We start from the raw sequence: 11,408 nt of genomic DNA, 5'->3' as shown, positions 1-11,408 counted from the left end.
GTTGCAAGCCAAGCTGGAACAGCGCATTGCACAGTATCTACAGGAGTTGGAGACTGCCGACCAACAGCCGGGAGAGCCCGAAGTCGATGCGCAGGCGCTGCGCGCAGCGCTGATTCGGCTAGAACAAAAGAAGTCCGAACTGGCTCAGGCCAGCAGCCAGGGCAAGAGGCGGCATATGCGCACCGAGCCTGAGTCGGTGGTACTCAAAGGCAAGGGCCCGGGTTACAACGTGCAGACGGCCGTGGACGGCGAACATGCGCTGATCGTGGCCCACGAGGTCAACGCGCAGGCCGGTGACAACGGCTGTCTGCAGCGCATGGGGCAGGCGGCGCAGCAGGCGCTGGGCGCCCAGGAACTCAAGCTCGTGGCCGACGCCGGTTATGCTCAATGGTGAGCAGGCGCAGGCGCTGGAGGACCTGGGTGTGCGAGTGCATGTGCCGGTCAAACGCTCGGTGAACCACCAGGGCGACGGCGAACTCTTCGACCGCGCCCGTTTCACCTACGACGCGCAGGCCGACGTCTATGTGTGCCCCGCCAACCAGGTGCTGAGGCGCAAGCAACTGAACAATGCCGACAAGGTGATCATCTATGCGGCCCAGGCCAGCGACTGCACGACCTGCGCGATGAAGGCTCGCTGCACGCAGTCAAGCCGACGGATGGTCAGCCGCCACTTGTACGAGGCGGCGCTGGAGCGCATGCAAGAACGCGCAACACCCCAAGCGATGCGCTTGCGGCGTTGCACAGTCGAGCATCCCTTTGCGGCCTTAAAGTATCAGATCTTCGAGAAGGCGCGCTTCCTGATGCGAGGACTGACCGGCGCTGGGACAGAGATCGCACTTGCCACGCTGGCCTACAACTTCAAGCGGGCGCCGGCGGTGCTCGGAGGCGCTCAGATGCTGAAGAAGCTGGCTTAAGGTGAGGCAGCGGTCCCGTTGAGCGACAACTCAGCGCTATCGACGCTCCAAAGCACCGCAGGGCGGCTTACAAAGGTAAGGTGCGACCTTTTCCTGGTCAAACAAAAACGCCCCGACAAAGACTCGGGGCGTTTTATCAGGCGCTTCGCAGATTAGGTTTTGACACGGACTGCGAGGGGCCCTTTGTCATTTCCGGACCACTTTTACTCAGGCAGCTGCCATTCTGATGTCAGTAGCCTAAGCCCTTAGGGAGTAGCCAGACTCCCGCCATATCCCTACAGTCGCGCCAACTGGCTTGTCGACCGACCACCCTGCAGGTGGACGGATGGGCCACAGGAGGGATTCGATGGCTATACACATGAGCAAGCGCCCGGTCGGGCTCGTCGCGGCAGCACTGCTGACCGCTCTGGTAACGGGCTGCAGCCAGGAAGCTGGCGGGCAGCAGCCTCAGGCTGGCGGTCCACCTCCGGTATCGGTGGCGCCGGCCGTCCAACGCGAGGTGCAGGAATTCGACGAGTTCACCGCCCGGCTGGAGGCCCCCGACACGGTGGAGATCCGCTCGCGCGTGGGCGGGACCCTGGACAAGGTCCATTTCCGCGAGGGCCAGTTGGTCAAGAAGGGCGAGTTGCTGTTCAGCATTGACCCGCGCCCTTTTGCAGCTGAGGTTGCCCGTGCCGAGGCCCAGCTCGCGGCCACCCGAACCCAGACCGAACTCAGCGCCAGCGAGCTCGAGCGAGCGCAGAAGCTGGTCGCGATCCAGGGTGTCAGCCAGCAGGAGATCGACCAGTTGCGCGCCGCCACCCGCAATGCCGAGGCCAATACCAAGGCTGCCGAGGCCGCTCTGGTGCAGGCCAAGCTCAATCTCGAATTCACCCGCATCACCGCGCCGGTCGCTGGTCGCAGCTCCCGAGCCAATGTCACGGCGGGCAACCTGGTCGGCGTCGGCGATCCGGTGTTGACGACCGTCGTCTCCAGCGACCGGATCCATGCCTATTTCGATGCCAGCGAGGCCACCTACCTGAAATACGTGCGCGCGGCCCGCAACGGCAGCATGCCCTCGCAGCGCAGCAGCGAAGGCAACAAGGTGCTGATGGGCCTGGCCAACGAGACCGGCTTTCCTCATGAGGGACGGATGGACTTCGTCGACAACCGCCTGAACCCGGCGACTGCGTCGATCCGCGGCCGCGCGGTGTTCGACAACAAGGCCGGTCTTTTCACGCCAGGCCTGTTTGCCCGCGTCAAGCTCGTCGGTTCAGGCACGTACCAGGCCACCCTGGTCGCCGAGCGCGCGATCAGCACCGATCAGACCCGCAAGATCGTTCTGATCGTGGGCGCCAACAACATCGTCCAGCCGCGCGAGATCAAGCCTGGCGTGCTGATCGACGGCATGCGGGTGGTCGAGGGGGTCAAACCCGGCGAGCTGGTCATCGTCGACGGCCTGCTGCGTGCCTTCCCCGGCGCGCCAGTGACGCCGCAGCAGCTCAAGGTGGACGACAAGGGCATGCCCATTCCCGCCGCCCCTGTCGCCCCGGCGGCCTCCAAGTAAGACCAGGCGCGAGGCTAGCCCCATGGACATCTCACGCTTTTTCATCGACCGACCGCGCTTTGCAACCGTGCTGTCGGTATTCATCTTCCTGGTTGGCCTGCTGTCGATCTTCCAGCTGCCGATCTCCGAGTATCCCGAGGTCGCGCCGCCGCAGGTGGTGGTGCGCGCCCAGTTCCCAGGCGCCAACCCGCGCGTGATCTCCGAGACCGTGGCCACGCCGCTGGAGGAGCAGATCAACGGCCTGGAGGGCATGCTGTACTACGACAGTCAGGCCACCGCCGACGGTGCCATGACGATGACCGTCACCTTCAAGATCGGCACCAGCCCGGAGGCAGCGGAAACGGCGGTGCAGAACCGCATCAACCGCGCCCTGCCCCGTCTGCCCGAGGTGGTGCGCCAGATCGGCGTGACCACCGAGAAGCAATCGCCCAATCTGACCATGGTGGTGCACATGGTCAGCCCCGACAACAGCCGCGATGCGCTCTACCTGCGCAACTACGCGAATCTGCAGGTGCGCGACGACCTGCTGCGAATCCAGGGCATGGGCTCGGTGCAGCTGTTCGGCGGCGGCGACTATGCGATGCGGATCTGGGTCGACCCGCAAAAGCTGGCCGGCCGCGGCATGACGGCCAGCGATGTGGTGGCGGCCGTGCGCGAACAGAACGCCCAGGTGGCGGCCGGCGTCGTCGGCTCCTCGCCGAGCGTCAAGGGCACCGAATTCCAGCTCTCCATCAATACTCAGGGGCGTCTGGTCAGCGAAGAAGAGTTCGCCAATATCATCATCCGCAGCGATCCGGCCACCGGTGCCTTGGTGCGCATCCGGGACATCGGCCGCGTCGAGATGAGCGCGAACTCCTATGCGCTGCGCAGCCTGCTGAACAACAAGGAGGCTGCCGCCATCGGCATCTTCCAAGCTCCGGGTTCGAACGCACTGGCGATCTCCGACGCGGTGCGCGAGGTGATGGAGAAGGCCAAGGCCAGCTTCCCCGCGGGCGTCGACTACGACATCGTCTACGACCCCACCCGCTTCGTGCAGACCTCGATCACCAAGGTGGTCCAGACCCTGATCGAGGCGGTGCTGCTGGTGGTGCTTGTGGTCATCATCTTTTTGCAGACCTGGCGCGCCTCGATCATCCCGCTGCTGGCCGTGCCGGTGTCCATCGTGGGCACCTTCGCGGTGCTGCTGATGATCGGCTACTCGATCAACACACTGACACTGTTCGGTCTGGTGCTGGCGATCGGCATCGTGGTTGACGATGCCATCGTCGTGGTCGAAAACGTCGAGCGCAATCTGGAGGACGGGCTGACGCCGCACGAGGCCACGGTGAAGGCCATGCAGGAGGTCAGTGGTCCCATCATCGCGATCGCCCTGGTGCTGTGCGCGGTGTTCATCCCCCTGACATTTGTGCCGGGACTGTCAGGCCAGTTCTACAAGCAGTTCGCCGCGACGATCGCGATCTCCACAGTGATCTCGGCCTTCAACTCGCTGACCCTGTCGCCGGCGCTGGCAGCCCTGCTGCTGCGGCCGCACGACGCCCCCAAGGACGCGCTGACACGCGGCATGGACAAGCTCTTCGGCGGCTTCTTCCGCTGGTTCAACTGCTTCTTCCATGCGCGAAGCGAGGGCTACTCGCGTGGCGTTACCGGCCTGCTGCGGCGCAAGTCGCTGGCCCTGGTCGTCTATGCCGTGCTGATCGGCGCGACCATGCTGCTGTTCAGCCGCATTCCCAGCGGCTTTGTGCCGGCGCCGGACAAGCAGTACTTGATCGGCATCGCCCAGCTGCCTGCCGGCGCGACGCTGGACCGCACCGAAGACGTGATCCGCCGCATGAGCGATATCGCGCTGAAGGTGCCGGGCATCGTCGACTCGATCGCCTTCCCCGGCCTGTCGATCGCCGGTTTCTCGGCCGCACCGAATGAGGGCATCGTGTTCTTCGGCCTTGACGCGTTCGAGAAGCGCAAGAGCGGCGACCTGTCCAAAGATGCCATTCTCGGCAAGGTCAATGGCGCGATCCAGGAGATCCAGGGCGCACGCATGTTCGTCGTGCCGCCGCCCGCAGTCGACGGGCTGGGCAATGCCGGCGGATTCAAGGTCCAGGTGCAGGACCGCAGCAGCCAGGGCGAGCAGGCCCTGTACGGCGCGGTCTGGGGCACTTTGGGGCCGATCTACGGCAACCCCAAGAGCAGCATAGGCACGCCCTACTCGACCTATGACATCAACGTGCCCCAGCTGTTCGCCGATGTCGACCGCGGCAAGGCCAAGCAGATGGGCGTGGCGCTGCAGGACATCTATGACACCCTGCAGATCAATCTGGGCTCGCTCTATGTCAACGACTTCACCCGCTTCGGCAAAACCTACCAGGTGATCGTGCAGGCCGACGCGCCTTTCCGCGCCCAGGCCGGCAACATTGCCGACCTGAAGACACGCAACGGCGCCGGCGCCATGGTGCCGCTGGGCTCGCTGATGGAGGTCTCACCCACCTTCGGCCCTACGCGCGTGACCCGCTACAACGGTTTCCCCAGCGCCGACATCAACGGTGCGCCCAATCCCGGCTTCTCCAGCGGGCAGGCCGAGGCCGAGATCGAGCAATTGCTCAAGGGGCTGCCTCGCGGCATGAGCTATGAGTGGACCGAGCTGAGCTACCAGGACCGGCTCACCCGCGATGTCACGCTGCCGGGCCTCGGGATCAAGGTGCCAACCTTGGGTGCCGTGCTACTGCTGTCGGTGCTGCTGGTGGTGCTGGTCCTGGCCGCCCAGTACGAGAGCTGGAGCCTGCCGCTGGCCATCATCCTGATCGTGCCGATGTGCATACTCTCCGCGCTGTTCGGCGTCTGGCTCTCGCACTTTCCACCCTTTGGTCAGACCGGCGACCTCAACATCTTCACCCAAGTGGCCCTGGTCGTGCTGGTGGGACTGGCCTGCAAGAACGCCATCCTGATCGTCGAGTTCGCCAAGGAGCTCGAAGAACGTGGCAAACCGATGGTGGAAGCAGTGATCGAGGCCTGCCGGCTGCGACTGCGGCCCATCCTGATGACCTCGATCGCTTTCTGTGCCGGCGTGATTCCGTTGATCCTGGGCTCCGGCGCCGGCAGCGAGATGCGCCGCGCGATGGGCATTGCGGTGTTCTCGGGCATGGTCGGCGTCACGCTGTTCGGCATCTTCCTGACTCCGGTGTTCTACGCACTGTTGCGCAAGAGCACCGAGAAGAAGCGCGCCCATGCAGCGGATCTGCGCCGCGAGATCGACGCCGCTGCCCACCCCTTCCATCCCGGCGTCGACGATGCCGGGATCACGAACCGCAAGGAGGGTGCATGATGCGCCGCGCCATCAGTCTTATCGGCCTTGCCGCGCTGGCCGCTTGCTCCGGCACGGCCGAGCTCAAACGCTACGAGCCCGCGCTCGCGGCCGAGTTCGCGAACAAGCCTACCGAGGCAGCGGCCGGCGAGCCGGTGGCCCAGTTCTGGCGCGGCTTCAATGATGCGCAGCTGGACCAACTGATCGCCCAGTCCCTGCAGGCCAACACCGATCTGCGCATCGCCGCAGCCAATCTTCAGGAGGCTCGCGCGCTGGGCCGTTTTGCCGATGCCCAGCAACTGCCCACCGTGGGCCTGGCCGCCGGCGCGGCACGGGTGCGCGCGCAAAACGACCAAGGCCAGCCGCAGACCCGGCGTGCCTACTCGGCCGGCTTCGATGTCGCCTGGGAGGCCGATCTGTTCGGTCGCCTCAGCGGCGAGCAGCGCGCAGCCGCGGCAGGCGTGCTGGCCGGCGAGGCCGGGCTGCGCGGGGCCCAGCTGAGCCTGGCCGCGGAGGTGGCGCGCAACTACTTCGAGCTGCGCGGCCTGCAGGAGCAGTTGCGAGTGGCCCGCGCCTCGCTAGAGACCCAGGAGGCCGCGCTGAAGCTGGTGCTGGCCCGCCAGGACGCCGGGCGCGGCACGGCGCTAGACAGCGAGCGCGCCCGCGCGCTGCTGCAGTCCACCGCCGCCAGCGTGCCGGCGCTGGAGACCGCCCTGCTGCGTACACGTTACCGCCTGGCCGTGCTGAGCGGGCAGCCGCCTACCGCGCTGGATCAGGAGTTGAGCGAGGTGAAACCGCTGCCGGGTCTGAAGACGGTGGCGCTGGGCGGGATCGGCGCACCACAAGAGCTGCTGCGCCGCCGCCCCGATGTGCAGGCCGCCGAAGCTCAGGCCGCAGCCGCGGCAGCCCGCGCCGGCGTGGCCCGCAGCGATCTGTTCCCGCGCATCACGCTGGGCGGCACGCTGGGCCAGAATGCCTCGCGGCTGGGCGATCTGGGCGATGGCGCCTCCTACGCCTACAACCTCGGCGCCCAACTGGTTTGGAATCTGCTGGACTTCGGCCGCATCAAGGCTCAAATCGCCGCCGCGGATGCGCGCAGTGAGGTGGCGCTGCTGAGCTACGAGCGCACCGTGCTCGGTGCGCTGGAGGAAACCGAGGGCGCGCTGGCCGGTTACAGCCGAAGCCAGCAGCAGGCGCAGCACCTGTTCGACGCGGCCCGCGCCGCCGAGCGCGCCGCGCTGATCGCGCGCGAGCGGTTCGGTGTCGGCGTCAGCGACTTCCTCGCGGTGCTCGATGCGGAGCGTGAGCTGCTGTCGGCGCGCGACCGGTTGGCGCAGTCGCAGACGGCTGCCGCCACGTCGCTGGTCGGCGTCTACAAGGCGCTGGCCGGCGGCTGGGGCGGCTGAGCGCTGCAAGGCTCGGGTCATGGGCAGGGATAATCCCTCCCATGATTCGACTCTTTGTTGGCCTGGGCAATCCAGGTCCCGAATACGAGGACACACGCCACAACGCCGGCTTCTGGTGGGTCAATGACCTGGCCCGAAAGCTCGGCGGCACGCTGGCGGTGGATCGCAACTATCACGGCCTGGTTGCGCGCATCAATAACGCGCCCGGCGCGGCCGGGCCGATCTGGCTGCTGGAGCCGATGACCTATATGAACCTCAGCGGCAAGTCGGTGGCCGCGCTGGCGCGTTTTTTCAAGATCGCACCCGAGGAGATACTGGCCATCCATGACGAGCTCGATATCGAGCCCGGCCAGATGAAGTTCAAACAGGGCGGGGGCAACGGCGGCCACAACGGACTCAAGGATATGCAGGCCTGCCTGGGCTCTGCCAATTTCTGGCGGCTGCGGCTGGGCATCGGACATCCGGGCGTCAAGACCGAGGTCGCAGGCTATGTCTTGCGCAAGCCGCCGCTGGCCGAACGCCAGGCCATCGAGGACTGCATCGCCAAGTCGCTGGAGTCCGTGGATTTGATGCTGAAGGGCGAGCTGGAGCGGGCCATGATGAAGATACATGCCAAGCCGCCCAGGCCCAAGCCACCCAAGCCACCAGCCATCGATCCATCATGAATCGCTCGCCAACTGCGCCGTCGCTTTGGTGGCGCAGGGCAGCAGCTTGCAGACACGTACCTAAACTCGCAGCACCGGTGTCTATCGCTGCGGGCCTGCAGCGCCAGTGCCCCGACGCTGAACGGGCGCGCGAGCTCGAGCGCGGGCGCTAGCCTATCAAGGCCAGCCCTCCCAGGCACAGGCCTGTCGGCATCCACGGTCGGGTCCGGCCCGACCGGGCCCCAGGCAGCAAGTCCGAAGGCGTCAAGCCGCAGGCAGACCCACAAGCCCAAGACCCAGATCCGAGGCCGCCCAAGAACTACGCGGCGTCGCCCCGCGGCTAGCCGCTAGAATCCACGTCGTTGGTGCTCGTGCAGCCGTCATGGCTGCGCAGTTAAACGGGAATCAGGAGGGCGCGCCTCGCCGAGGCAAACCTAACCTGAGCTGTCCCCGCAACGGTAAGTGGACGAAGTCGCCAAGCGCGGCTTCCGGTTCTGTACTCGCTCCACTGGCGCTTGATGCGCTGGGAAGGACACAGAGCTTGCATCCACCAGCCCGGATACCGGCCAACAAGTGATGTCTCGGCGTTTGCCGGCGCATCGTTCCACAGGACCCGCGGGGAAGCTGGTGTCCTGGATGTACTGTTGTTGGTCCGTAAATGAATACTACTGTTCGGCGTCCCGCACGCGCGACGAGCGCACTGCTGCGCATGACTCCCTTTGCCCTGGCGCTGCTGGCGGCCTTGCCCGAGGCCCACGCCCAGTCCGCTGGCCGCAAGGGTCTTGACCCGGTCTTTGTGACCGCCACCCGCAGCCCGCAGGCGCTAAGCCAGGTGCTGGCTGATGCCACTGTGATCACCCGCGCCGACATCGAGCGCCAAGCCTTCGGCGGCCTGGCCGATCTGCTGCGCAGCCAGGCCTGTTTCGAGATGGTCCGCAACGGCAACCCCGGCGCCAACACCAGCTTGTTCGTCCGCGGCGCCGAAACCCGCCACACCAAGGTGCTGATCGACGGCGTGCCCTACGACTCGCAGCGCACCGACGGCGCATCCTGGCAGTCGCTGCCCCTGGCGCAAATCGAACGCATCGAGATCGTGCGCGGCGCCGCAAGCGCGATCTATGGTTCCGATGCGATAGGTGGCGTGGTTCAGATCTTCACCCGCAAGGGCGAGGGCGCACCGCTGCTGGAGCTGGGTGTGGGCGGCGGCAACAACGGCCTGGCCAAACTGGACGCCAGCATCAGTGGCCTCAACGGCGCTTTTGACTACGCGCTCTCCGTCGCCAGCGAGCGCAGCGATGGCTTCAACACCCGACCGGTGATCGGCGATCCGGGCTACAGCCCCGATATCGACGGCTACCGCAGCCGCAGCGTCAGCCTGCGCCTGGGCGCGCAGCTGAGCAAGGCCCACCGCGTCGACCTGATCGGCATCGACAGCCATATCAACAGCCAGTACGACGCCACGGCCAAACCCAAGGTCGACGACCGCAATATCAACGCCGCCCGCGCGCTGCGCGCAGCCTGGGCGGCGCAGTGGAGCCCGGCGCTGGACACCAGCTTCAGCGTCGGCGAATCCACCGACAACTACGAAACCAAGCCCAGCGTCTACAAGACCGAGACCCGCACCCGCTCCACCGCGCTCAGCGCCGGCCTCAAGCTCGGAGGCGGCCAGCTCATCGGCTCGCTGGAGCGCCGCGAGGACAAGCTGGTGAACACCAGCGTGGCCGGCGGCAAGGCCGATCGCGACCAGGACGCCGTGGGGCTGGGATATCTCTGGTCGGCCGGCCCGCTGTCGCTGCAGGCCCATGCGCGCCATGACCGCGACAGCGAGTTCGGCAGCGCCAACACGGGCACGCTGGCCGCCGGCTACGAGCTGAGCCCGCAGTGGCGGCTGCTGTCTTCCTATGGCACAGCTTTTAAGGCGCCCTCGCTCTATCAGCGCTTCAGCCAGTACGGCAAAGCAGATCTGCAGCCCGAGAAGGGCAAGAACGCCGAGATCGGCCTGCATTTCACACAAGGTGCCCATGGCGCCAGCCTGACGGCCTACCGCAATCTCATCAATGACCTGATTGTTTTCGGCGCCCCCGGTCCCTGCCCGGACGGATTCGGCTGCTATGAAAACGTCGGCAAAGCCCGCCTGCAAGGGCTGAGCCTGAAGGCCAACACGAGCCTGGGTGCGGTTCGCCTGTCCGGATCGCTAGACCTGCAATCGCCCAAGGACGTCACCGAACGTGCCGGCCACAAAAACTACGGCAAGGTGCTGGCCCGGCGCGCCAAGACTCATGGCAGCTTGCGCGCAGAGACCGATGTGGCCGGCTGGGCCCTGGGTGCCCAGGTCATGGCCAGCGGCAAGCGCACCGACAACCTGAACACTGGGATCAAGCTGGGCGGCTATGCCACGCTGGACCTGGATGCGCAGTACAGCCTGAATCAGCAGCTGCGCCTGCAGCTCAAGCTGGACAACGCATTCGATCGCAAGTACGAGACAGCGCGCGGCTATGCCAATGCGCCGTTCCAGTTCTTCGTCGGCCTGCGGTACACCCCGACGCTCTAGGCCATGAGCGCCGCTCAGCACCACCTGATCGTCGGCGGCCAGCGCAGTGGCAAGTCGCGCCATGCAGAAATGCTGGCGCAGGCCTGGCTGACCGCTGCGCCCGGCCACACGGTCACGGTGCTGGCCACGGCGCTGGCTTTTGATGACGAGATGAGCGCACGCATCGCGCGCCATCAACTAGACCGACCGGCGGGCTTCGACACCCTCGAGGCACCGCTGGCAATGGCTCAGGGACTCTCTGCCATCGCCGCCCCCGGGCGGCTGATTCTGGTCGACTGCCTGACCTTGTGGCTGACCAACTGGCTGATGCCTATGGACGACAAACCCGATCTGGCCGGCTGGCAGCTCGAGCGCCAGCGCATGCTGGACCTGCTGCCGACGCTGCCCTCGCCGGTACTGTTCGTCTCCAACGAGGTCGGCTGGGGTGTATCGCCGATGTCCAGTGCGGCGCGCTTTTATGTTGACGAGCTGGGCCGACTGAACCAGGCCGTGGCCAGGCGCTGTCAAGACCTGACACTGATGGTGGCAGGCCAGGCTTGGACCCGAGCGGTGGAGAAAGAAAAGCGATGAAACATCTGTTGGCAAGCATGCTGATGGTGCTGGCGGGACTCGCTCAGGCTGCAGTCAACGTCAAAGACGACCGCGGCCATACCGTCACGCTACCCGAGGTACCCAGGCGCATCGTCAGTCTGCTGCCCTCGCTGACCGAGACGGTCTGCGAGCTGGGCGACTGCGCCCGGCTGGTCGGCACCGACCGTTTCTCCAACTACCCGGCCACAGCCCGCGCCTTGCCCAAACTGGGCGGACTGGACGACACCAGCATCGAGGCTGTGGTGGCGTTAAAGCCCGATGTCGTGCTGCTGGGCATGTCCTCTCGCCTGATGGACCGGCTGGAGGCGCTGGGCATCAAGGTCATTGCGCTGGAGCCCAAAACCCTGGGCGATGTGCAGCGCGTACTGGGCAAGCTGGCCCAGTTGCTGGGCAAGCCGGACGAGGCGCGCCGTATCTGGAACCGCATCGACGGCGCCATCACGCACAGCGCGGCCAACCTG

General features: G+C 66.1%; 7 protein-coding genes, 1 pseudogene and 2 riboswitches. All 8 genes and pseudogenes read left to right on the top strand.

All coding sequences use genetic code 11. The features are described 5' to 3' along the window. Positions 1-394, top strand: a pseudogene (locus OOZ63_RS14925) (IS5/IS1182 family transposase); the annotation flags it as partial. After that, a complete protein-coding gene (locus OOZ63_RS14920; RefSeq protein WP_266006324.1) occupies positions 381-914 on the top strand; it encodes a transposase in 534 nt (177 codons plus the stop codon). The pseudogene OOZ63_RS14925 and the gene OOZ63_RS14920, both read left to right, overlap by 14 nt. Positions 915-1,272: 358 nt before the next feature. Then, the gene (locus OOZ63_RS14915; RefSeq protein WP_266006323.1) at positions 1,273-2,460 is read left to right on the top strand and encodes an efflux RND transporter periplasmic adaptor subunit; all 1,188 of its coding nucleotides are present in this window, start codon (positions 1,273-1,275) and stop codon (positions 2,458-2,460) included. A 22-nt stretch (positions 2,461-2,482) separates the two neighbouring features. Further along, positions 2,483-5,776: an efflux RND transporter permease subunit gene (locus tag OOZ63_RS14910; RefSeq protein WP_266006322.1), complete on the top strand. Its 3,294-nt coding sequence runs from the start codon at positions 2,483-2,485 to the stop codon at positions 5,774-5,776. Then, entirely contained in the window at positions 5,773-7,161 is a 1,389-nt protein-coding gene (locus tag OOZ63_RS14905) for an efflux transporter outer membrane subunit (RefSeq protein WP_266006321.1), read from the top strand. The genes OOZ63_RS14910 and OOZ63_RS14905 overlap by 4 nt, the downstream gene beginning before the upstream one ends. A gap of 41 nt (positions 7,162-7,202) precedes the next feature. After that, positions 7,203-7,826, top strand: a complete 624-nt coding sequence (pth, locus tag OOZ63_RS14900; protein ID WP_266006320.1) for an aminoacyl-tRNA hydrolase — start codon at positions 7,203-7,205, stop codon at positions 7,824-7,826. A 325-nt stretch (positions 7,827-8,151) separates the two neighbouring features. Continuing rightward, positions 8,152-8,391, top strand: a riboswitch (cobalamin riboswitch). 72 nt (positions 8,392-8,463) lie between these two features. Then, complete coding sequence (locus OOZ63_RS14895; RefSeq protein WP_266006319.1) at positions 8,464-10,356, top strand: TonB-dependent receptor domain-containing protein; 1,893 nt, start codon at positions 8,464-8,466, stop codon at positions 10,354-10,356. Positions 10,357-10,359: 3 nt separating this feature from the next. Further along, positions 10,360-10,926: a bifunctional adenosylcobinamide kinase/adenosylcobinamide-phosphate guanylyltransferase gene (gene cobU / locus OOZ63_RS14890; protein WP_266006318.1), complete on the top strand. Its 567-nt coding sequence runs from the start codon at positions 10,360-10,362 to the stop codon at positions 10,924-10,926. Positions 10,927-11,319: 393 nt separating this feature from the next. Further along, positions 11,320-11,386, top strand: a riboswitch (guanidine-III (ykkC-III) riboswitch). Positions 11,387-11,408: the final 22 nt, after the last annotated feature.

Origin of the sequence: Paucibacter sp. PLA-PC-4 (assembly GCF_026241155.1) — a bacterium.
In the GTDB taxonomy this organism is placed as follows: domain Bacteria; phylum Pseudomonadota; class Gammaproteobacteria; order Burkholderiales; family Burkholderiaceae_C; genus Roseateles_E.
This window is presented reverse-complemented; position numbering and strand designations above follow the sequence as displayed.

Excerpts from the sequence above, each read along its gene's own strand:
- OOZ63_RS14920 (WP_266006324.1), top strand. The coding sequence starts at position 381 with ATGCTCAATGGTGAGCAGGCGCAGGCGCTGGAGGACCTGGGTGTGCGA.
- OOZ63_RS14915 (WP_266006323.1), top strand. The coding sequence starts at position 1,273 with ATGAGCAAGCGCCCGGTCGGGCTCGTCGCGGCAGCACTGCTGACCGCT.
- OOZ63_RS14910 (WP_266006322.1), top strand. The coding sequence starts at position 2,483 with ATGGACATCTCACGCTTTTTCATCGACCGACCGCGCTTTGCAACCGTG.
- OOZ63_RS14905 (WP_266006321.1), top strand. The coding sequence starts at position 5,773 with ATGATGCGCCGCGCCATCAGTCTTATCGGCCTTGCCGCGCTGGCCGCT.
- pth (WP_266006320.1), top strand. The coding sequence starts at position 7,203 with ATGATTCGACTCTTTGTTGGCCTGGGCAATCCAGGTCCCGAATACGAG.
- OOZ63_RS14895 (WP_266006319.1), top strand. The coding sequence starts at position 8,464 with ATGAATACTACTGTTCGGCGTCCCGCACGCGCGACGAGCGCACTGCTG.
- cobU (WP_266006318.1), top strand. The coding sequence starts at position 10,360 with ATGAGCGCCGCTCAGCACCACCTGATCGTCGGCGGCCAGCGCAGTGGC.